Source organism: Aquihabitans sp. G128, assembly GCF_019048865.1.
Classification (GTDB): domain Bacteria; phylum Actinomycetota; class Acidimicrobiia; order Acidimicrobiales; family Iamiaceae; genus Aquihabitans.
Genome location: NZ_CP077604.1, coordinates 2,755,547 through 2,777,222, shown reverse-complemented (window position 1 = coordinate 2,777,222; position 21,676 = coordinate 2,755,547). Strand labels below are relative to the sequence as shown.

Here is a 21,676-nt window from a genome sequence, read left to right as displayed (position 1 = left end):
CGGACGCGGATCGACAGGTAGTCGGCCGAGAAGGAGATGCACCGGTTGTCGCTGGCCGTGTCGGGCGTGACGGGGAGGGCGCCCGCGTCGCGGCAGCCCGCCCAGGACGCCGCGGAGATCTGGCTGTCGTTCTTGAGGGCCCAGGCCTTGGCGGTGGCCACCGCCGTGGTGGCGCCGCTGGCGGTGCCGGTGAGGTCCTGCGCGGCGGCCAGGGCCGCGGCATCGGCGCTGTTCTGGGCCTGGCGGCGGTACTGCTTGGCGTAGCCGATGTCGACCACGAGGGCCACCATGGCCAGCAGCGCCAGCATGAACGTGACGGCGAGCACCAGCACCGCGCCGCGCTCGTCGCGGCGCCGCTCGCGGCCCGGGTCCGCCCGCCGGTGGCCGAGGGGGTGGCGGGCTCGGGGCGGGTTCCCGATCACGGCGTGCACCAGCTCCAGTTCGCGCCCGTCGGGTCGGCCTCGTTGGCTTGGCTCTCGGCGACGCCGGAGGCCTTCTCGATGCGCATGACGGTCTTGGTCTTGAAGTACTTGCCGTCGAGGGCGGGCGAGAACAGCTTGCTGAGGCTCTGGAGCGGCGCCGCGGTGCAGACGAGGAGGCCGTTGCCCACCGGCGGCGTGCTGGTGCCGGCGGGGTACGAGCTGCTGCCGGGGTCGAAGCGGATGGCCACCGACACGTTGGTGGCGGTGAGGTCCGACCGGGCCTTGGTGAGGCAGATGAGCTTCTGCATGTTCGTGGAGCCGGGGGTGGTGAAGGTGGCGCCGCACGAGGTCGTGGTGCCGAAGTTGGCCACGACACCCTGGCGGGCGCCCTCGCGCGCCCCCTGGCGGAGCGAGATCTGGTTGCTGAGGTTGATCCCGAAGTCGACGATGCCCAGCAGCAGGACGACCAGGACCGGCGCGATGAAGGCGAACTCCACGAGGGCCACCCCCGCTGGTCGTGCCGGCGGGCGGGGCGGAGCCCGGAGCGCTGGGGCCGGGCGCGTGCGTTCCTCGTGCTCATGCGCTGACCCCTCCCCGGTCGCCGTTCGGTCCCGCTCCATCGGCAGGGCGCTCGGGTTCTGCAGCCTTTCGCCGGAAGAATCCGAGCACCTGCTCGGATCGCGGACCGTCAGGCCCGGGTGGCGGTGGCCTCGTGGCAGGTCTCGGTGGCCGCTTCGGCCACCTCGACGTCGCCCGGTTCGTCGGCCGTCCGGTAGCCCAGGTCGGCGGCCAGCGAGACCAGGGCGTCCACCACGCGGGGCTCGAAGTGGGTGCCGCGCCCCGCCACGATGTGGGCGAGGGCGACCCGCGGGGCCATGCCGGCGCGGTAGCTGCGATCGGAGGTGAGGGCGTCCCAGACGTCGGCGACGGCCGCGACCCGGGCGATGAGGGGGATGTCCGACCCGGCGAGGCCGTGCGGGTAGCCGGTGCCGTCCCAGCGCTCGTGGTGGTGGAGCACCACCGGCAGGGCCTCGGCGAGCGACGCAGCCGGCTCGACCAGCCCGTGCCCGACCTCGGGGTGGGTCTCGATGATCGTCCGCTCCTCCGGGTTGAGCCGACCGGGCTTGTTGAGGATCTCGTCCGGGATGGCGATCTTGCCGACGTCGTGGAGGTACGCGCCCCGAGCCAGGGCCCGGAGGCGGTCCTCGGGGAGCCCCAGGCGGATGCCGAGCTGCACGGCGAAGCGAGCCGTCCGCTCGGAGTGGCCGTGGGTGTAGCGGTCCTTGACCTCGACGGATCGCACCAGCGCCTTCAGCGCATCGGGGTAGCCGTCGACGATGTGGACCATGGGGTCGGTCTCGAAGGTGGCCGCCAGGACGCCTTCGACGGCGAGGGTGCGCCGGTACCGCACGGTGATCGCGTAGACGGCGCCGGCGAAGCCCGCGAGCAGGAAGCCGTGGTAGTCCCACCACGAGAGCTGCCAGAGCTCGCCGAAGCGCAGCGACCAGAGGGCGGCGGCCGACATGCTGGCGGCCAGCATCAGCGCCACCTGCACCGGATCGGTGCCGAGGACCCACCGGCGCCAGTGGACGACGGCGAGGACCAGGAACGCCGCGCTCCCGAGGATGACCGCCGCCCAGTGCAGCGCGTCCTCGGCGCCGAGCGGCTGCAGGCCCGAGAGCCGGGCGGGGTCGGACACGACGGCCGCCACGAGGGTGCTGCAGGCCGCCGCGGCGACCACGATCACCGCTCGCGGGTAGCGCGTGGCGAGGCGGGACGAGGCCGCGTTGCGGGGCCGGCTGGCGAGAGCGAGGGCGGCGGCGAACGCCAGGATGGCGAGGTACGGGAGCCGGGCCACCCAGAGGTTCGGCGGCTGGCCGAGCACCCCGGGCGTGGTGAGCCCGTGGCCGACCATGAGGGTGCCGACGGCCAGGCACCCCACCGCCAGCCACACCGGGCCGTAGTGCGCCGAGCGAGCACCGGCAGAGCCGGCCACCACCGCCACCGCGAGGGCGCACGCCGCGATGGCGGAGACGAAGACCAGGTGGAAGTCGGCGTCCTGGTACCCGATGTCGAGGCGGGGCACCGAGCGCAGGAGGAACAGGAGGGCGACGGGCGCGAGCACGGGCCCGGCCAGCACCACCTGTCGCACCACCCGTCGTCGGTCCACCCCGTTCGGTCGGCAGCCCGGGCGCCGAGGTGAGCACCCCGAGCGGGCCCACCCGTTCGAGCGACGACCCCCCTCTCCGAACTTGTGGGCCCAGAGCGCCGAAAGCGGCAGCCTGGGCCCACAAGTTCGCGGAAGCTCGCACTTGACCTCAAGTGAGGTTGAGGGTGTTGGGTGGGCCCCATGCAGATGGACTTCAACCACTGGATGGCCCTCGAGAGCGCCAAGAAGGGCGACCAGCCGCACCGGAGGGTGAGCCGGGCCACCCTGCGGCGCATCGCCGGCTTCGCCCGCCCGCACCGCCGGAGCCTGGCCGCGTTCCTCGCCCTGAGCGTGGCCGGCGCCGTGCTCACCGTCGCCACCCCGGTGCTGGCCGGCCAGGTGGTCGACGAGCTCACCCACGGCCGGCGGGAGGGCAGGGTCCTCACCCTGGCGGTGCTCATCGCCCTCATCGCGGTGGTCGACGCGGTGGTCGGCATCGCCGAGCGCTGGCAGTCGTCCCGGATCGGCGAGGGCCTGATCCTCGACCTGCGCCGCGCCGTGTTCGGGCACGTGCAGCGCCAGCCGGTGGCCTTCTTCACCCGCACCCGCACCGGCGCGCTGGTGAGCCGGCTCAACAACGACGTGATCGGCGCCCAGCGCGCTTTCACCGGGACCCTGTCCGGTGTCGTCTCGAACGTGATCGCCCTCGCCCTGGCCCTCGTGGTGATGCTGAAGCTCTCGTGGGCGATCACCCTGCTGGCGCTGGTCCTGCTGCCGGTGTTCGTGCTCCCGGCCCGACGGATGGGCAGCCGGCTCGCCCACCTCGAGCGGGAGGCGGCCGACCACAACTCGGCCATGACGACCCAGATGACCGAGCGGTTCAACGCCCCCGGCGCCACCCTCGTGAAGCTGTTCGGCCGCCCGGACCGTGAGGCCGACGAGTTCGGCTCCCGCGCCGAGCGGGTGGCCCAGATCGGGGTGCGCACCGCCATGGGGCAGTACGTGTTCATGACCGCCCTGGCCCTCGTGTCGGCCCTCGCGCTCGCGCTGGTCTACGGCCTGGGCGGCTGGCTGGCGCTCCGCGGGCGGCTGGGGGCCGGCACCGTGGTGACCCTCGCCCTGCTGCTGAACCAGCTCTACGCGCCGCTGACCGCGCTGGCCTCGGCCCGGGTGGACACCATGTCGGCGCTGGTGAGCTTCGAGCGGGTGTTCGAGGTGCTCGACCTCGAGCCGCTCATCACCGAGCGCCCCGGCGCCGCGCCGGTGGTCCCGGCCGGACCGGTGGCGGTGGCGTTCGACGACGTGCGCTTCGCCTACCCCTCGGCCGACAAGGTGTCGCTCGCCTCGCTCGAAGAGGTGGCGACGCTCGACCGGCGAGGTGGGGACGAGGTGCTGCACGGCATCTCCTTCACCGTGGAGCCGGGCCAGCTCGTGGCCCTGGTGGGCACGTCCGGCAGCGGCAAGTCGACCATCGCCTCGCTGGTGCCCCGGCTCTACGACGTCGACTCCGGCACGGTGCGGGTCGGAGGCACCGACGTGCGGGACCTCACCTTCGACGCCCTGCGGGCCACGGTGGGCCTGGTCACCCAGGACGGCCACCTGTTCCACGACACGGTCCGCGAGAACCTGCGCTTCGCCCAGCCGGCAGCCGGCGACGCCGAGATCTGGCACGCCCTGGACGAGGCTCGCCTCGGCGACCTCGTGCGCTCGCTGCCCGAGGGGCTCGACACCGTGGTGGGGGAGCGTGGCTACCGGTTCTCCGGCGGCGAGCGCCAGCGCCTCACCATCGCCCGGATCCTGCTGGCCGAGCCCCGCGTGGTCATCCTGGACGAGGCCACCGCCTCCTTGGACTCGACCTCGGAGGCCGCGGTGCAGGCCGCCCTGGTGCACGCGCTCCGGGGCCGCACGGCCATCGTGATCGCCCACCGCCTCTCGACCATCCGCCAGGCTGACGCCATCCTCGTGGTCGAGGCGGGCCGGATCGTCGAGCGGGGCACCCACGCCGAGCTGCTGGCGGCCGACGGCCGCTACGCCGAGCTGCACCGCACCCAGTTCGCCGGGCCCACGGGGGCCGCCGAGCACGTAGCGGCCGCCGACGCTGCGACGGTGGAGCTGGTCCGCATCGAGGTGGAGCCCGAGGGCGCCGACCAGCAGGAGCGGCGCGGGGAACGAGCCGCTGTGCTGGAGTGAGGGGGTGCCCGCCTACGAGGTCGACGGCCGGACCGTCACCATCACCCACCCCGAGCGGGTCCTCTTCCCCGGCGACGGCTACACCAAGGCCGACCTCGCGGCGTACCACCACGCGGTGGCGCCGCACCTGGTGCGCCACCTGGCCGATCGGCCGCTCATGCTGCAGCGCTTCCCCGAGGGCATCGGCGAGAGCGGCTTCTACCAGAAGTCCGGTGGCCGAGGCGTGGCCAAGTGGATCCCCCCTGTTCGAGGTCGACAAGGAGGGCGGCACGGTCCTGCACCCCTTGGTCGGCGACGAGGCCGCGCTGCTCGCCCTCACCAACCTGAGCACGGTGTCGTTCCACCGCTGGCCCAGCCGCATCGACGAGCTCGACCACCCGGACCTGCTCATCGTCGACCTCGATCCATCGGGCGACGACTTCGACGACGTGCGCGAGGCGGCCCGCCAGACCCGTGCGGTGTTCGACGAGCTCGACTTGCCCGCCTACCTCCAGGTCACCGGGTCCCGGGGCCTGCACGTGGTGGCGCCGCTCGACCGCGGAGCCGACACCGAGGCGGTGGCCACCTTCGCCCACGACGTGGCCCGGCTGCTGGCCACCCGCCACCCGGACACCCTCACCGCCGAGTTCCGCAAGGCCGAGCGGGGCGACCGCCTGTTCGTCGACACCAACCGCAACGGATGGGCCCAGACGGTGGTGGCGCCGTACTCCGTGCGGCCCCGCCGGGGTGCGCCGGTGGCCACGCCCATCACGTGGGACGAGCTCGAGGACGGCGCGCTCCGGCCCGACACCTTCACCATCGAATCGGTGCCCGCCCGCCTGGAGGCTGACGGCGACCCCTGGCAGGACGTGCGGCGCCACGCGGTCGATCGAGTCTCGCCAGGGCACGCTCGAGGCGCTGCTCGACGACGCCGGCGCCGGTCCCCGCCCGGACCGCAGCCGCGGCCGCTTCAGCTGAGGGGCCGCCCTCGACCGACGACACGGCGTTGGAACGGGTGTTCCTCGCCCGGTCGGGTGAGCGGTGTTAGACCCGGGCCAACAGGCGACACGGCGAGCACCAGGGGGTTCCGCACATGCGCAGCATGTTGGTTTCACGACGTCCGGACGGCGGTCCGACGAGGGCGAGGAAGGCTGCGGCGCTCCTGGCGACGGCGGCGTTGGCCCTCGGCGTGGCGGCGGCCGGCGCTCCCGCCGGCGCGGCGGTGCCCATCCCGCCGCCGTGCAGCCCGGTCGCCCCGCAGGTGGTCGGCGCCTCGGCGTCGACGCTCACCGTCGACCTCCAGCCCTGCAGCCTGGTCCCGGTCGCCAGCTCGTATCGGGTCTCGCTCTTCGTCGGGACGGCCACGACGGCGGCGTCCTACCAGGACCTCCCGGTGGCCTCGCCCCGGGCCACCTTCACCGGGCTCAGCGCCGGCACGGTCTACCGGTTCACGGTCCGAGCCTCGAACAGCACCTGGGCCAGCGCCACCTCGCCGAAGTCCCTGGCGGCGACCCCGCCGTTCACGACGGTCGATGCCTTCACGACCCAGCAGCACCAGGACCTCACCGGCTCGGCGCCGTCGTCGGCGCAGCTCACCTCCTGGCGCACGTCCATCACCAACGGCACGCTCACGCCGGCGGCCGCCATCGGCACCTTGATCGACAGCGCCTACTGGCAGGTCCAGAGCCCGGTCACGCGGCTCTACATCGCCTACTTCGGGCGGCTGCCCGACCCGAGCGGGCTGACCTACTGGACCAACCGGACCCGCACCGGCACGACCCTCGCCACCGTCTCGGCCAACTTCGCAGGGTCCTCGGAGTTCCAGAACACCTACGGGCCGCTGAACAACGGCCAGTTCGTGGACCTGGCGTACCAGAACGTGTTCCACCGGGCGCCCGACCCCAGCGGCGGCGCCTACTGGCTCAACAAGCTCAACACCGGCACGAGCCGCTCCGAGATGATGCTCACGCTGAGCCAGAGCAACGAGTTCAAGAACGACACGGCCGTCCAGGTCGACCTGGTGAACATCTACACCGGGCTGCTGCGCCGCACGCCCACCGCCGCCGAGGCGACCTCCTGGGGCACCACGCCCCGGGCCGTCGTGATCGTGGCCCTCCTCGGCGGGGCGTCCTACGAGGCTCGGGTGCAGGTGGTCGCACCCGTCGTGCGCGCCGCGGCCTACGACGACCTCTTCACCCGCTACGAGAAGCCGGTCGGGGTCACGCAGGGGGACGGGGCGCGGTCGACCCTGCTCCCGGACGGACGGGTCTACTGGTCGATGGGCGACTCCAACGTGGGCACCCTGACGAAGACGTGGCCCGGCTCCGACGGGACCTACCGACGGGTGAAGCCCGACGGCTCCTTCGACATGACGTGGCTCCACAACACGGTCGTCACCACGGGCGGCACCGCCGGCTTCCAGAGCTTCTACAAGACCGACCCCGCCACCGGGGAGGCCCGTGACTTCTTCCCGCCGAGCGGGCTGCCGGCCGGCCACTCGTTCTGGCCTGCGGCCGCCGTGGTGGAGGGGACCGGGAGCAGCGCGGTGCTGCGGTCGTTCCTGATGGACGTCGGCTACGGCGACGCCGCCAACCCCGATCGGCGGCTCATCCGCTCGCTCGACCCTTCGACGCTCGCCCAGGTGGGTCCCACCCTCACCCCGCCCTCGCCGCTGTACACCGATCCGAGCACGGGTCATGCGGCCCGGATCCTGTTCGGCAACGCCATCCTCGAGGACGGCTCGTACACCTACGTCTACGGGCAGTGGAGCGATCCGGACTGCACCGACATCGAGTGCTTCCTCGCCGCCTCGCGCACCTTCGTGGCCCGCACCACCACCGGCAACCTCACCAACTTCACGTCGTGGCGCTACTACTCGGGGGGATCCACCTGGAGCGCCAGCGCGGCGAACCCGGTCTCGGTGGCCGACCACCCGATCGACAGCGTGGTGAAGTCGGACCAGGGCTACCTCACCTTCGTGGTGGTGCCCGCCGTCGGGCTGGACCCCGCGACGGACCCGATGGCGCCGGCCGGGCCCACCAACCTGCCCGCCTACAACCCGGACCAGGTGCAGAACAACCAGCTGGTCGTGTACCGGGCGTCCAGCCCCACCGGGCCGTGGAACACGTTCGACTACCCGCAGCCCGTGGCCGCCTACGACATCCCGGAGGACCCCTCCATCGGTGCGGTCGGCCGCTACTCGTCGTACCTCCCCCAGGCGCACCCCGCGGTGCACGACCCGGCCAACCCGAACCGGATCCTGGTGGGCTGGAGCAACGACCGCGTCGGCGGCACGTTCGCCGACCTGCCGCAGAACACCCTCTACCGGCCGCGCTTCATCTGGCTCGACCTGTCGAAGCTCTGAGCGCCGTGCGCCGTCCCGAGCCCTGGGCTCGGGGCGGCGCCGGTCCCCGCCCCGACCGCAGCCGCGGCCGCTTCAGCTGAGGGCCTGCTCCAAGCGGGAGCCGCCGGCGGCCTTGGCCTGGTAGAGCGCCTGGTCGGCGCGACGCAGGAGGACCTCGAGGTCGGGGTGGGCATCGGGGGCGTCGGGCGCGCTGGTGGCCACGGCGATGCCGATGCTGCAGGTGACGCGGTGGACGCGGCCGGCGATGCGGATCGGCGGTGCCAGCGAAGCGAGCATCCGCTCGGCGACGTAGGTGGCGTCATCTGCGCTGCGCAGCTCGGGGCACCACACCGCGAACTCGTCGCCGCCCAGCCGCACGAGCAGGTCGCGCGAGCGCACGGCGCCCTGGAGCCGGTCGGCCACGGCCCGCAGGACGAGGTCGCCGACGGCGTGGCCGTGGCGGTCGTTGAGCACCTTGAACCGATCGAGGTCGCAGAAGAGCAGGGCGGCCACCGCGGAGTGGTCGGCGTCCACCGAGGTGCGCAGCTGGGCCCGGTTGGCCACGCCGGTCAGCGAGTCGGTGGTGGCCGCCACCACGAGGTCGGAGTGGCTGCGCGCCCAGTCGAAGGCCAGCTGGCTCAGCCGCGACGCCTCCTGGACGTGGCGCAGGTGGGTGGCGAGCAGCGGGCCCGGCCGCAGCCGCCAGGTCACGAGGAGGCCGTCGGGCTCGGCCGGGTCGCCGCCCGGCACGGCGATGGCCCACACCGCCGCGATCCCCGCCTCGTCGGCAGCGGCGGCGAGCACCTCCGACAGCGCGCCGGCCGGCGCCTGCACCGGCGTGCGCTGGGCGAGCGCCTCGCCCCACGGGCCTTGGGCGTCGCGGTCGACCACCAGGCCGGCGCCCAGCTCGAGAGGGAGCCCGGGGGCCGAGGCCGCGGTCCGGTACGTGCCGTCGTCGGAGCGGGCCAGCACCAGGCTCGAGCTGTAGGGCATGAGCGCGTCGCACCACTCGACCACCTGACGCAACAGGTCGTCCCGGTCGGCGGCGGTGAGGAGCGAGTCGAGGAAGGCGGTGAGCCGGTGGGCCGACTCGTAGGAGCGGCCCAGACCAGGAAGGTGCCCTGGCCCTGGTCGTCGCGCAGGTCGATGCCGCCGAACTCGAGGTTCAGCCAGCGACCGTCGGCGTGGCGGATGCGCAGCACGGCGAGGATGCGCTCGTCCGCATTGCGGGCCGACTCGGCCAACGTCGAGACCACGAGGTCCTGGTCGTCGGGGTGGATCAGGGCGAGCGCCGGCGCGCCGAGCAGCTCGGCGGCCGGTCGCCCGAGCACGGCCTCGCTCGACTGGCCGATCCAGCTGATCCGGCCGTCGCCGCCGATGCCGAGGAACAGCACCATGCCGTCGTCGATCAACCGCCGGACCATCTCCGGGTCCTCGAACGGCCCGAGCCCGTTGGCCCGCTCCGCATCCACCGCCACGGCCGGCGTCACCTCGCCCGCCACCGTTCGCCGGCAGCCGCCGCGCCCGTCCGGTGCTGGTCCATCCGATCCGCCTCCACGCCCTCTCCGTCGGCGGGAGGGCGCCGATGATGAGCGCCGGGAGGGCCGCGCCGCCTGCGTCCTACGAGCGGGGGACGTCCTTCCAGGCCGCGGCCTTGTCGGCCCTCGGCTCGCCGGGGAGGCCGAGCACCCGCTCGCCGATGATGTTCTTGGCGATCTCGGTGGTGCCGCCCTCGATGGAGTTGGCGCGGGCCCGGAGGAACGCCTGGTGGGCGTCGACCCACATGGCGGCGTGCTTGGGCCGCTCCATGGGGTAGCCGCCCGGCTTGAGCAGGCCCTCGGCGCCGAGCAGGTCGACGGCGGCCTCGCCGATGCGCTGGTTGAGCGTGGCGGACAGGACCTTGCCGATGGAGCCCTCGGGCCCGGGCGTGCCCACGGCGCGGTTCTGGCCGGCCCGGATGTTGGTGAGCCGCAGGACCTCGGCCTCGATCCAGAGGCCGGTGATGCGGTCGCGCTCGACGGGGCCGCGGCGATCCTCGGGCAGGCCCCGCCAGACCTTCATGAGCTCGCCGATGAAGCCGCCCTCGCGGGGCGGGACCTGTCCGCCGATGGACACGCGCTCGTTCATGAGGGTGGTGAGCGACACCCGCCAGCCCTCGCCGACCTCGCCGAGCCGCTCGGCGTCGGGGATGCGGACGTCGGTGAGGTACACCTCGTTGAACTCGGCCTCGCCGGTGATCTGGAACAGCGGGCGGACCTCGACGCCGGGGTCCTGCATGTCGACCACGAAGTACGTCATGCCCTTGTGCTTGGGCTGGTCGGGATCGGTGCGGGTGACGAGCATCCCCCAGCGGGCGAGGTGGGCCAGCGTGGTCCAGACCTTCTGGCCGTTCACGATCCACTCGTCGCCGTCGCGCACGGCCTTGGTGGCCAGCGAGGCGACGTCGGAGCCGGCGCCGGGCTCGCTGAACATCTGGCACCACACCTCCTCGCCGGTGAACAGCGGGCGGAGGTAGCGGGCCTTCTGCTCCTCGCTGCCGTGGGTGACGACCGTGGGCGCACCCATGCCGTAGCCGATGGGGTTGCGGCCGTAGGGCTGCGGGCCGCCGGCCTCGGCGATGCGCCCCTGGATGCCGGGCTGGAGGCTGGGGCTCAGGCCGAGGCCGCCGTGGCCCGCGGGGAAGTTCACCCACGCCAGGCCGAGGTCGAACTGGGCGCCGAGGAAGGCGACCGCGTCGGTGGTCTCCGGCGGGTGCTCGCGGAGCAGGCGATCGACCTGGGCAGCGACGGTGGTCTCGGCATCGACGGGGGCAGCGGTGTCGGTGGTGGCCATGGCCGGACCCTAACTTGACCCGCCGGTCAAGTTCTCGCGGACCGTGGTCGGCGGCGAGGGGCAGGTCGAGCCGGCACCCACGGGCGTCCACGGTCGACGAGCGCGCCTCGGTCGTCCACCCGGGCCGGGCAGCCGTCGGGGGAGACGGCCGCCCGGCGCCGAGCTTCGGGGCGAGGAGCGGGCGGGAGGGCCCCTCGCGTCCCTCGAGGTGGTCAACGAGCCCGACGCCCCGCCATGACGGACGGCCGCCGACACGTGCGTCGGCAGCGCCAGCTGCGGTGGTGACCGATGCCACGCTGGGTGGTCGATTGGTGGGACAGTGGGCACATCGTGACCGAAATCGGGGGGTTTTCGTCATGACGGCCAGCACGCTGCGTTGCCTCCCCCGTGCAGACCAACAGCGTTACCCCACCCCACGGGCGCCGGGCCTCCCGGCGCCTTCCCGTCCGCTCCGGCCGACCTCGGCTCGCCGCCGCCTGGCGCCGAGGCGGACGCGCCGTCCTCGCAACGCTGGCGGTGCTCGCCGCGTGCACCTTCGCGCTGGCCACCGACGCCACGGCGCCGACGGTGGCTGCCGCCGCACCGGGCAACCCCGGTGTCCCCTCGGCCGGCATCCCGATCTACAGCGAGGACTTCTCCAACCAGAGCGCCTCCGGCGCACCGATCCGCATCGGGAGCTACACCGGCGGGCCCGACGCCGAGGGCCTCACCTACTCCGCCGATGCCGCGTGGAGCCCCGGGGCCTCGGCCTGCAACGGCTGGATCATGGCCAAGGGCACCCCCCTCCCCGCCAACGGCGGCACGCCCGCGGTGACCGACAACGACGAGTGCGACCGCAACGACGGGTTCGGCAACCTCGGCGAGATGGCGGTGGACATGGGCACCTACCAGGGGATGACCCCCGCCCAAGCCGCCTCCAACCAGATCCTGTCGGCGTACACGAACAGCGTCGGGGGCACCCAGGCGGCCGGCGTCCTGCTGTCCTCGAACGGCAGCATCGCCACGATCCCGGGCCACTACTACGCGGTGTCCGCCATCTTCGGCGCCCAGAACTGCTTCGCCTCGCAGCCGAAGCTGACCTTCGAGCTGGTCGTGGACGGCAGCCCCGTCGTCCTCGGCACCGACCTCAACCCGTGCACGGACCCCAGCTCGGTCCAGATGGGCAACGTCCGGGTGGCCAAGCTCCAGTCGCGCGCCATCCAGATGCCGATCGGCACCAACAGCGTCGTTGGGCTCCGGCTCCGCAACACGACGGCGTCGGGCACGGGCAACGACGGTGCCTTCGACCTGCCGCAGATCGTCGACATCACCCCGCAGCTCGACAAGTCCTTCTCCCCGCCGGTGATCCGGGCCGGGGCCCCGTCCACGCTCACCTTCACCGTCACCAACACCGCCGAGCTCGAGGCCAAGACCGACTGGGCCTTCACCGACGCCCTCCCCGCCGACGTCCGGGTGGCCGCCACCCCGAACGTGGGCGGCACCTGCGGCCAGCTCGCCGGCAGCTCGTTCGCGGTGACCGCCGCCGCCGGCTCCGGCCAGGTCTCGGCCGTGGGCGGTGACCTCGGCCTCGATCAGGCCTCGTGCACCATCACCGTCGACGTCACGTCCGACACCGCGGGCTCCTACGTCAACGGTCCCGGCAACATGACCAGCCTCATCGGCCTGTACCCGCCGGCGGACACGCCCCTGCGCGTGATCGACCCGGCCATCGACCTCGTGAAGTCCGCCTCGCCGACCACGTTCACCGCAGCGGGCCAGACCATCACCTACACGTTCACCGCCACCAACACGGGCCGCGACCCGCTGGCCGACGTCACGATCACCGACCCGCTGCCGGGCCTCTCCGCCCTCACCTGCGATCCGGCGGCCCCCTCGTCGCTCGCCGTGGGCGCCACCATGACCTGCACCGCGACGTACGAGACCACCCAGGCCGACGTCGACGCCGGCAAGGTCGTCAACGTCGCCACCACGAAGGGGACCGACCTGTCCGGCGGCACGGTGACCGACTCCGACACCAAGACCATCACCGGCACGGCGTCGCCCGCCATCGCGCTCGACAAGTCGGCGAGCGCCATCGTCGACGCCAACGGCGACGGCATCGTCGGCAACCCGGGCGACACGATCGACTACCGGTTCGAGGTCACCAACACCGGCAACGTCACCCTCGCGCACATCACCGTCGACGACCCGAAGATCGACGTCACCTGCCCGACCGGGGCGCTCGCCCCGGGGGCCAGCGTCACCTGCGGCCCGGTCACCTACGTGATCACCCGGCCCGAGACCGCCGCTGGCCAGGTCGTCAACACGGCGACGGCGACCGGCGTCCCGCCCACCGGCCCGCCCGCCACCTCGCCGCCCAGCACGGTCAGGGTGCCGATCGAGGAGCCGCCCACCGTGCCGACGACGGTCCCGACGACCGTCCCGCCCACCGTGCCGACCACCGCCCCGCCCACGGGCCCGGTGACCACCCCGCCCACGGTCCCGGTCGGCGCGCCGGTACCGGTCCCGGTCACCATCGAGCACCGCCACGCCGCTCCGCCCGCGCCTCGTTCGTCGGCGAAGCCCACGGTGCGGATCGGCTCGCTGCCCGTCACCGGCGCCTCGGTCCTGGGCCTGGCCCTGGCCGGCGCCTCCCTGGTCTTCGGCGGTGTGGTCCTCGTCGGCGCTCGGCGCCGGCGGGGTGCCGCCTGAGCGCCGGCGGCGGTGATCGATGAGGGGGCCGGCGGCCGCGCCGGCCCCTTCGTCGTCCTCTTGCAGCCCGAGCAGGCGGGCTCGGGCCCTACGGGCCCGAGCCGCTCAGGTGGCGAGGTCGTCGGGCGCGGTGACCAGGGCCGCCAGGCGCTGGTAGGCCCGCTCGATCTTGCGCAGTCGGGCGAGGTCGGCGGCGTCGAGCACCGCGAGGTCGTGGTGCTCGAGGATCGCCCGGACCTCGGCCCCTTGCGGGGCACCGAGCCGCTCGGCGAGGAGGTCGACCGAGGGCTCGTCGTCCACGTCTGACATGGCCGTTTCGTCGCTTTCGTCCGCAGGGATGCGGGCGAGGGTACCCGGCACGGCTAGCGCCAGACGCGGTACCGGCGGTCGTTGACGAGGCCGGCCTGCTCGAGGACCGAGCCCCACGGGCCGAGGTGGTGGACCACCGCGCTCTCGCTGGGTCGGGCCTTCGACTGGCGGGCCCAGGCGCGGTACTGGACGATGCGCAGGGGCTGGCCGCACGCCTCGGCGGCCGCACGGACGTGGTCGAGCAGCTCCCCGTCGGTCCAGTGCCTCGCCATCAGCGCCCACCTCCCGGTCGGGCGATGGCGGGTGGTGGCTCGGCGGTCCGTTCGGCGTGCATGCAGGACGGACCTCGGGTGGCGGCCTCCATGACGAACGCTCGGGCCCGCCGGGCGGGCCGCAGCGGCCGCCGGGTCGTCCGGTCACGGGTACCTTCGGCGGATGCGCCGCCACGCCGACCGCCCGTACGACCTCGTGGTGTTCGGGGCCACCAGCTTCGTGGGCCAGATCCTCTGCCGGCACCTCGTGGAGCGGCACGGCGCCGACGGACCGCTGCGGTGGGCCATCGCCGGGCGGAGCGCGTCGAAGCTGGACCAGGTGGCGGCGGACACCGGTGCCGACGTCGAGCGGATCGTGGCCGACGCCTCTGATGCGGCGGCGCTCGCCGACCTGGCGGCGTCGACGCGGGTGGTGGTGTCGACCGTCGGGCCCTACGCCCTCCACGGGTCCGAGCTGGTGGCAGCCGTGGCCGCCGCCGGCACCGACTACGCCGACCTCACGGGCGAGCCGCAGTGGATGCGGCGGATGATCGATGCCCACGCCGCCGCCGCCGAGGCCAGCGGCGCCCGCATCGTCCACGCCTGCGGGTTCGACTCCATCCCGTCGGACCTCGGCGTGTGGTTCACCCAGCAGCGGGCCCAGGAGGCACTCGGCGAGCCGTGCACGGCCATCGCCATGCGGGTCGAGACCATGAAGGGCGGGGCCAGCGGCGGCACCATCGCCTCGATGCTCAACCTGGTGGAGGAGGCGGCCGCCGACCCCGAGCTGCGCAAGCTCCTGGCCGACCCCTACGCCCTCGCCCCGGCGGACCTGCGCACCGGTCCGCCCCAGCCCGACACCACCCGCCCCACCAAGGACCGGGTCACCGGCGAGTGGCTGGCCCCGTTCGTGATGGCGGCGGTCAACACCCGCGTCGTGCAGCGCAGCCACGCCCTGCTCGGTCGCCCGTGGGGCCCGGCCTTCACCTACGACGAGGCCATGAGCATGGGCTCGGGCCCGCTCGGCCTCGCCAAGGCCACCGCCGTCTCGGGTGGACTGGCCGCCGGCCTCGGGCTCACCGCGCTGGGCCCCGCCCGCAAGCTGGTGGGCAAGGTGGTGCCCAAGCCCGGCACCGGCCCCAGCCCGCAGGCCCAGGAAGCCGGCGGCTTCGACATACGCTTCCACGGCACCACCGCCGACGGCCGCACCATCCGCACCCGGGTCACCGGCGACCGCGACCCCGGCTACGGCAGCACCGCCAAGGTGCTGGGCGAGACCGCAGTCGCCCTCGGCGAGCTGGGCGACGACGTGGCCGGCGGCTTCTGGACCCCGTCGACCGTCCTCGGCGACGCCCTCGTCGAGCGGCTCGAGGCCCACGCCGGCCTCCGCTTCGACGTCCTCGACTGAGCAGCGAGTCCGGCTCGCAACCCCGTTCTGCCGTACGAGGTCGGTCTCGGCCTCGTAGACCTGGCATGGGCCCACTGCGCACGACGACCTACCGGTGAGGGAGCCCCCGGGGCCGACCGGGGTGCGTGCCGACATGCCTGTCGCCGGGCCCGCTCGCCGGCTGGCCGATCGCGGCGCCACCGATCGGGTGGTGAGGTGGATGGATCGCATCGACCACGCCGACGCCGCCATCCACCGCTGGCTGGTGGCGTACAGCATCACCGTGCTGCGCGTCAGCCTCGGCGTGGTCTTCCTCGGCTTCGGCGTGCTGAAGCTGTTCCCCGGCGTGAGCCCGGCCGAGAGCATCGTCGTCGCCACCACCGATGCGATCACCTCCGGCGTCGTCCCTGGTCGGGTGGCCATGGTGGCGACCGCCCTGGCGGAGATCACCGTCGGCCTCACGTTCACCACCGGGCGCTACATGCGGGCGGCGGTGTGGCTGCTCACCTTCATGCTGATCGGCGTGCTCTCCCCGCTCGTCGTGCTGACGTCCCGCCTGTTCTCTGGGCCGCACCACGTCCCGACCCTGGAGGGGCAGTACGTCCTGAAGGACGTCGTGCTGGTGGCGGCGGGCATGGTCGTGTCCTCCACGGTCCGCGGCGGACACCTCGTGCGAGGCGCCCGGTCGGCCAAGCCCACCGAGGGCCCGGGCGACCAGCGCTTCGCCGCTCCCGACAAGGTCGCCATCGTGCTCGACGCCCTGCGCCACGACCGTGACGTCGACGACGTGTGCGTCCGCCACGGGATCGAGCCCGACGAGTACCGACGCTGGCGCGACGAGCTCCTCGACGGCGCCCAAGCCGCCATGTCCGAGCCCGGCGAAGCCTGACCGCTCCTCTCGCCGGACGAGGCGATCGGGCCGCCGCTAGGTTCGCCGCGATGGGCGACGAGACGGACCTGATCGATGCGGCTGGCGCCGAGCTGCCGGCCACCGTGGAGCTGCGGCGCGAGCTGCACCGGCACCCGGAGCTGGGCAACCACCTGCCCCGGACCCAGGGCGTGGTGCTCGACGCCATCGGCCCGCTCGGGCTGGACGTGCGCACCGGCGAGTCGCTGTCGTCGGTGATCGCCACCCTCGACACCGGCCGGCCCGGTGGCACCATGCTCCTGCGGGGCGACATGGACGCCCTGCCCATGGAGGAGGACACCGACGAGCCGTTCCGCTCGGAGGTGGCCGGCGCCATGCACGCCTGCGGCCACGACGCCCACACGGCGATGCTGGTCTCGGCCGCCCGCCTCCTCGTCGACCGGGCCGACCAGCTCACCGGCAAGGTCGTCTTCATGTTCCAGCCGGGCGAGGAGGGCCACCACGGCGCCCGGGTCATGCTCGAGGAGGGCCTGCTCGACGGGCTCGACGTGACGCGCGCCTTCGCCATCCACCAGTCGCCGTCGATCCCCTCGGGGATGGTCGCCACCCGCGGCGGCCCGATCCTGGCGTCCGCCGACGTGTTCACCGTGACCGTGCGCGGCGCCGGAGCCCACGCCTCGATGCCCCACCACGGCAACGACCCGGTGCCGGTCGCCTGTGCCATGGTCGGTGCCTTCCAGACGATGGTCACGCGCCGCGTCGACGTCTTCGACCCCGCGGTCGTCACCGTGGCTCGCGTGCGGGCCGGCTCCACCAACAACGTCATCCCCGAGACGGCCGAGCTGCTCGGCACCATCCGCACCACCAGCGAGCGGGCGCGCGAGCTGGTGCAACGGGAGCTGACCCGCATCGCCACCGGCTACGCCGAGGCCCACGGCATGACCGCCGAGGTCGACATCGAGCGTGGCTACCCCGTCACCGTGAACGACCACGACGCCGCCGCCTGGGTCCGCCAGGTCGCCGGCGGCGTGGTGGGCCCGAACATGGTCATCGACATGCCGACCCCGGTGATGGGCGCCGAGGACTGGAGCTACGTCCTCCAAGCCGTCCCGGGAGCGATGGCGTTCCTGGGCACGTGCCCGCCGCAGATCGCCCTCCACGACGCCGCCCCCAACCACTCCAACCGCATGGTGATCGACGAGGGCGCCATGGCCGCCGGCGTCGCCCTCCACGCCGCCGTCGCCCTCGACGAGCTCGCCGCCACCCGCGCCCGATGACGTCGGCGCGATGAGTTCTCGGCAGGTCCTTCGTCTCCACCACTGACGAAAGGAACCACCATGGAGACCACCAACCTCGGACGCGGCGACGACCTGCCGCCGATCGACTGGAACGCCATCGTCGAGCGGATCGCCATCGGCGCCTGCCCCCGACGCCAACAACGTCCGGACCACCTGGCTCACGACGCTCAACGGCGACGGCAGCCCGCACGTGACGGCGGTGGGCGCGATCTGGATCGACGGTGCCTTCTGGTTCCAGACCGGGCCCGGCACCAAGAAGCACCGCAACGTCGAGCGCGACCCGCGCTGCTCGATCGCGCTGTCGATCCTCGACGCCGACGTCGTCATCGACGGCCACGCCTCGCGGGTGACCGACCCCGCCGACATCGCCAAGGCCGCCCACGCCTGGGCCGAGAGCGGCTGGCCGGCCGAGCCCGATGCCAGCGGCACCGGGATCACCGCCCCCTTCAACGCACCGGCGCAGGGCCCGCCGCCGTGGCACGTCTACCGGATCGAGCCGCGCTCTTCCGTGGTGGTGCTGGGCGTCGAGCCCGGCGGGCTCACCCGCTTCGAGTTCTGACCCAAGGCGTCGACCAGGCGCACCGATGAGGCGGGCACCGATGAGTCGGGCACCGCGCCGGCGTCTGCATGGGTGGACCGATCCCGATCGAGGAGCTGCACCCCATGTCCGAGCTGACGCCCGCGGCCGAGCTGGCGGCGACCAACGCCGCCCGCCACCCCAACGAGTCCGAGGCATATCGAGCCGCCCGCCAGGAGCTGCTGGTCGAGGAGCTGGAGCTGCGCCGACGGTCCGAGCGGGTGGCCGAGCTGCGGCGGGCCCTGCCGGAGGGCGGGGAGGTGCCCGAGGACTACGGGTTCGTGGCCGAGGACGGCAGCGCGGTCACCCTCGCCGACCTGTTCGGCGACCATGACACGCTGGTGGTCTACAGCTACATGTTCGGCCCCGAGCGGGAGGCGCCCTGCCCGATGTGCACGTCCTTCATGGGCGGGTTCGAGCACAAGGTCGCCGACGTCGGCCAGCGGGTGGGCCTCGCCTTCACCGCCCGTGCCCCGATCGAGCGCCTCGCCGCCGCCAAGGCCGATCGGGGCTGGACGGACCTGCCCATCTTCCAAGACCCGACCGGCGCCTACACCCGGGCCTACGTCTCGGCCGACGACGGCGACAGCCCGGCGCTCAACGTGTTCACCCGCCGCGACGGCGTGGTCCGCCACTTCTGGTCCGACGAGATCACCCCGGAGATGGCCGACCCCGGCCAGGACCCGCGCAGCGCCATCGAGATGGACCCCCTCTGGCTGGTCCTCGACGCCACGCCCGAGGGCCGCGGCACCGACTGGCACCCCAGCCTCACCTACTGACCTCCAGCGGCCCGATCCACGGCTGCCTACCCTGACCGCATGGCTCGATCGATCACCGACGAGGACCTGCGCGGCATCGCCATCACCCGCACCGGGATGGCCGAGGCCGTGCTGCGCGACGTCGACCTGTCACAGGCCCGCATGCGCGGCGTCTACCTCTGGCGCGCCGACATCGACGGGGAGATCGAGGGTCTCACCATCAACGGAGTCGAGGTGAAGCCGCTGATCCTCGCCGAGCTCGACCGTCGGCACCCCGAGCGGGCCATCCTCCGGGCGACCGAGCCCGAGGAGCTCCGGGCCGGCTGGGCCGCCCTCGAAGCGATGTGGGCCGCGACCATGGAGCGGGTGGCGGCCCTCCCGCCCGGCACGGTCGACGAGTCGGTCGACGACGAGTGGTCCTTCGCCCAGACCCTCCGCCACCTGGTCATGGCCACCGACAGCTGGTTCGGCCTGGGCGTGCGCGGCGACCCCGACGCCCTCCACCCGCTCGGCATGCCGTTCTGGGAGTGGCACGACGAAGCGGTCGCCGCGGGGCTGGCCGTCGACACGACCCCGCCCTTCGAGGACGTCCTCGCCGTCCGGGCCGACCGCGTGGCCCAGATCCGCGACTACCTCGCCACCGTGACCCCCGAGGAGCTCGCCGTCGAGAACGACGGCCCGCCCTGGTGCAGCTCCCCGGTCACCGCCCTCGACTGCATCCGCATCATCGGCGGCGAGGAGTGGGAGCACCACCGCTTCGCCGTCCGCGACCTCGACATCCTCACCGCGCCGCCCGCAGACTGATCGCCAGTGCAGCCGGTTCGGCGAGCGATGAGGCGGGTGCGGGGTGGTGGGCCACCAGGGACTTGAACCCTGAACCGGCGGATTAAAAGGGCCTTGACAGGGGTCCGAGAAGTCCGGTCCGTCTGGCCCTCGGCGCTACGTCTGGGGTCAGGCGGCGGGATCGTCCGGCACGTCCGGCGAACTCGGAAGCGGTCCGTCTGTTCCGTGGGACGGATCGTGGGACGGATTGGCCGGGTGGGCCCGGGCGGCGCGGCGCAGCTCGAGGTCGAGGAGGTGGCGCTGCAGGTCGTCGAGCGCCGCCTGCGCCCGCGCCTCGGTGACCCGGAACTCGGCGGCCACCACGGCGGCCGTGATCGGCTCCACCTCGGACCGGCCTAGGACGAAGGCCAGTAGGCCTGGGCGGGGCACCAGCCAGGCGGTGGTGCGCCGGTCGGCGATGTTCTCGATGCGCTCCATGGTGAGGTCGCTGGCCGGCGGCTGCACGACGCCGAGCTCGTCGTGCTCCAGCTCGTGGGCGAGGGAGTCCTCACGCTCGACCTGGTCGAGCCCGGGGGAGAGGACGATCACGGCGCGCCGGCCGCGTCGGGCGTAGATGGCGCCGCCGGCCTCGTCGGCCACCGGGTCGAAGCGGAGGGTGATGTGGTCCCGGTGGCGCAACTCGCGGAACGGGTGCTGCCGCCCTGGCCCCTGCCGCTCGTCGCCGCCCTCCATCCCCGAGAACCTACGCAGGGGGGTGACGGTTCAGTCGGGTTGCAGGACGCCTTCCCGGCGGCAGGTCAGGATGACGTTGGCCAAGAAGATCGCGTACCTGGTGACCTCCACCACGGTGTCCATGAGCAGGTGGCGTACGAAGATGGTCGACGTTGGATCCAGGGCGTCGAGTGCGGCGGCCTTCGAGCGCTCGCTGTGGAAGTACCTGCCGTTGATCCACAGGTCCAGAACCCGCTCTGGCGAGTAGGTCTGGTGGTTGATCTTCAGCGCGAGGGGCCCAGCCTTCATCGCCTGGTTGTAGGCCTTGCGCCGATCGGTGAGGATCGCCCGCCGGCGATCACCTTCTAGCTCGCGCTTCGAGCCGCTTCGACACTCCGGTCACCAGGACGGGCTCCTTCTCGGCGACGAAGTGGCGGAAGGTCAACATGAAGGAGCGGAAGTCCTCCTCGTCGGGGTTGATGGTGCCGAGCGCGACGGCGGTCTCGTTCGCCGTGATGTTGAAGCCGGCTCGCAGGTTGCCGCTGCGAACTACGCGGCAACCGAGGAGCTCTTCGGTTCGCCGGACGAACAGGGTGTAGGCCTCGCCGTTCTCGACGTAGCTCAGGTCGGAGTGTCCTCGTCGAGCAGGGCCTCGATGTAGCCCTCGACCTTGGCCCGCTGCTCGGGGCTGAGCTTCCCAGCACGCGCCGCCAGGCCGATGACGTCCGAGTCGAGCGCGAGGGCGGGCCCCGGTGGGCGGGGGTCGGGGTCTTCGCCGGCCATGAGGCGGTCGATGGCGTCGGGCGGCCACTGGAGGGCGCGGGCGACGCCGAGCTTCACGCGGTCCTGGTACTGGCGCCGGTAGCCCTTGCGGACCGGCATGACGCCGGGGCCGGTGAGCCCGGTGGCCGCGGTGAAGTCGCCGGGGCTCATGCCCAGCTCCTTGCGTCGCTGCTCGATGGCCTCGGCCATGCCGGGGACCACCTCGGTGTTGCGCTCATCGGGCATGGCGTGGACCCTCACAGGTTCCAATACAAACGTCCACCAGAGTTTACCAACGTAGGGAAAACTACAAGGGTGGGATTAGCAGGGCAATAGCCGCCCTGACCTGCAAGAATGGGTTTGTTT

The 21,676-nt window shown here is 73.1% G+C and carries 19 protein-coding genes and 3 pseudogenes; 12 read left to right on the top strand and 10 right to left on the bottom strand.

The annotated features are described in order from the left end of the window. The first annotated feature begins 36 nt into the window (after positions 1-36). Entirely contained in the window at positions 37-264 is a 228-nt protein-coding gene (locus KSP35_RS24420) for a hypothetical protein (protein ID WP_254126754.1), read from the top strand. Positions 265-418: 154 nt separating this feature from the next. On the opposite strand, the gene KSP35_RS13305 is transcribed toward KSP35_RS24420, so the two are convergent. Beyond that, positions 419-928: a TadE family protein gene (locus KSP35_RS13305; RefSeq protein ID WP_216996166.1), complete on the bottom strand. Its 510-nt coding sequence runs from the start codon at positions 926-928 to the stop codon at positions 419-421. Between the two features lie 182 nt (positions 929-1,110). Further along, on the bottom strand, positions 1,111-2,577 hold the full coding sequence (locus tag KSP35_RS13300) for an HD-GYP domain-containing protein (protein ID WP_216996165.1): 1,467 nt from the start codon (positions 2,575-2,577) through the stop codon (positions 1,111-1,113). 219 nt (positions 2,578-2,796) lie between these two features. On the opposite strand from KSP35_RS13300, the gene KSP35_RS13295 reads away from it, so the two are divergent. The 4 genes and pseudogenes from KSP35_RS13295 to KSP35_RS13290 all read left to right on the top strand — a co-directional run bounded on the left by KSP35_RS13295 (position 2,797) and on the right by KSP35_RS13290 (position 8,104). Further along, positions 2,797-4,761 (top strand): ABC transporter ATP-binding protein, encoded by a 1,965-nt coding sequence (locus KSP35_RS13295; RefSeq protein ID WP_217002229.1) that lies wholly within the window; start codon positions 2,797-2,799, stop codon positions 4,759-4,761. 4 nt (positions 4,762-4,765) lie between these two features. After that, positions 4,766-4,957, top strand: a pseudogene (locus KSP35_RS25940) (hypothetical protein); the annotation flags it as partial. Between the two features lie 16 nt (positions 4,958-4,973). Next, positions 4,974-5,543, top strand: a pseudogene (locus KSP35_RS25935) (DNA primase small subunit domain-containing protein); the annotation flags it as partial. Positions 5,544-5,833: 290 nt separating this feature from the next. Beyond that, positions 5,834-8,104: a DUF4214 domain-containing protein gene (locus KSP35_RS13290; RefSeq protein WP_216996164.1), complete on the top strand. Its 2,271-nt coding sequence runs from the start codon at positions 5,834-5,836 to the stop codon at positions 8,102-8,104. Positions 8,105-8,176: 72 nt separating this feature from the next. Here the strand turns inward: KSP35_RS13290 and KSP35_RS13285 are convergent, their stop codons facing one another. The 3 genes and pseudogenes from KSP35_RS13285 to KSP35_RS13275 form a co-directional block, all read right to left on the bottom strand. Beyond that, complete coding sequence (locus tag KSP35_RS13285) at positions 8,177-9,100, bottom strand: GGDEF domain-containing protein (protein ID WP_254126752.1); 924 nt, start codon at positions 9,098-9,100, stop codon at positions 8,177-8,179. 149 nt (positions 9,101-9,249) lie between these two features. Beyond that, a pseudogene (locus KSP35_RS25930) lies at positions 9,250-9,480 on the bottom strand (PAS domain-containing protein); the annotation flags it as partial. A 223-nt stretch (positions 9,481-9,703) separates the two neighbouring features. Then, on the bottom strand, positions 9,704-10,915 hold the full coding sequence (locus KSP35_RS13275) for an acyl-CoA dehydrogenase family protein (protein WP_216996162.1): 1,212 nt from the start codon (positions 10,913-10,915) through the stop codon (positions 9,704-9,706). 516 nt (positions 10,916-11,431) lie between these two features. On the opposite strand from KSP35_RS13275, the gene KSP35_RS13270 reads away from it, so the two are divergent. Continuing rightward, positions 11,432-13,606: a DUF11 domain-containing protein gene (locus tag KSP35_RS13270; RefSeq protein WP_216996161.1), complete on the top strand. Its 2,175-nt coding sequence runs from the start codon at positions 11,432-11,434 to the stop codon at positions 13,604-13,606. 105 nt (positions 13,607-13,711) lie between these two features. On the opposite strand, the gene KSP35_RS13265 is transcribed toward KSP35_RS13270, so the two are convergent. Next, on the bottom strand, positions 13,712-13,915 hold the full coding sequence (locus KSP35_RS13265; RefSeq protein WP_216996156.1) for a hypothetical protein: 204 nt from the start codon (positions 13,913-13,915) through the stop codon (positions 13,712-13,714). A gap of 53 nt (positions 13,916-13,968) precedes the next feature. After that, a complete protein-coding gene (locus KSP35_RS13260) occupies positions 13,969-14,187 on the bottom strand; it encodes a homing endonuclease associated repeat-containing protein (protein ID WP_216996154.1) in 219 nt (72 codons plus the stop codon). Positions 14,188-14,350: 163 nt separating this feature from the next. Here KSP35_RS13260 and KSP35_RS13255 point away from each other — a divergent pair, with 163 nt between their 5' ends. The 6 genes from KSP35_RS13255 to KSP35_RS13230 all read left to right on the top strand — a co-directional run bounded on the left by KSP35_RS13255 (position 14,351) and on the right by KSP35_RS13230 (position 19,858). Further along, positions 14,351-15,574, top strand: a complete 1,224-nt coding sequence (locus KSP35_RS13255; RefSeq protein ID WP_216996152.1) for a trans-acting enoyl reductase family protein — start codon at positions 14,351-14,353, stop codon at positions 15,572-15,574. A 199-nt stretch (positions 15,575-15,773) separates the two neighbouring features. Beyond that, positions 15,774-16,442: a transposase gene (locus KSP35_RS13250; protein ID WP_216996150.1), complete on the top strand. Its 669-nt coding sequence runs from the start codon at positions 15,774-15,776 to the stop codon at positions 16,440-16,442. Positions 16,443-16,492: 50 nt separating this feature from the next. After that, on the top strand, positions 16,493-17,698 hold the full coding sequence (locus KSP35_RS13245) for a M20 family metallopeptidase (protein ID WP_216996148.1): 1,206 nt from the start codon (positions 16,493-16,495) through the stop codon (positions 17,696-17,698). 220 nt (positions 17,699-17,918) lie between these two features. Further along, entirely contained in the window at positions 17,919-18,278 is a 360-nt protein-coding gene (locus KSP35_RS13240) for a pyridoxamine 5'-phosphate oxidase family protein (RefSeq protein ID WP_254126751.1), read from the top strand. 104 nt (positions 18,279-18,382) lie between these two features. Further along, complete coding sequence (locus KSP35_RS13235; RefSeq protein ID WP_216996146.1) at positions 18,383-19,075, top strand: DUF899 family protein; 693 nt, start codon at positions 18,383-18,385, stop codon at positions 19,073-19,075. 39 nt (positions 19,076-19,114) lie between these two features. Then, complete coding sequence (locus KSP35_RS13230) at positions 19,115-19,858, top strand: DinB family protein (protein WP_216996144.1); 744 nt, start codon at positions 19,115-19,117, stop codon at positions 19,856-19,858. 147 nt (positions 19,859-20,005) lie between these two features. Here the strand turns inward: KSP35_RS13230 and KSP35_RS13225 are convergent, their stop codons facing one another. The 3 genes from KSP35_RS13225 to KSP35_RS13215 all read right to left on the bottom strand — a co-directional run bounded on the left by KSP35_RS13225 (position 20,006) and on the right by KSP35_RS13215 (position 21,556). Then, positions 20,006-20,569, bottom strand: a complete 564-nt coding sequence (locus KSP35_RS13225) for an ImmA/IrrE family metallo-endopeptidase (protein WP_216996142.1) — start codon at positions 20,567-20,569, stop codon at positions 20,006-20,008. Between the two features lie 30 nt (positions 20,570-20,599). Continuing rightward, entirely contained in the window at positions 20,600-20,857 is a 258-nt protein-coding gene (locus KSP35_RS13220) for a hypothetical protein (RefSeq protein ID WP_216996140.1), read from the bottom strand. A gap of 312 nt (positions 20,858-21,169) precedes the next feature. Beyond that, complete coding sequence (locus KSP35_RS13215; RefSeq protein ID WP_216996138.1) at positions 21,170-21,556, bottom strand: hypothetical protein; 387 nt, start codon at positions 21,554-21,556, stop codon at positions 21,170-21,172. Positions 21,557-21,676: the final 120 nt, after the last annotated feature.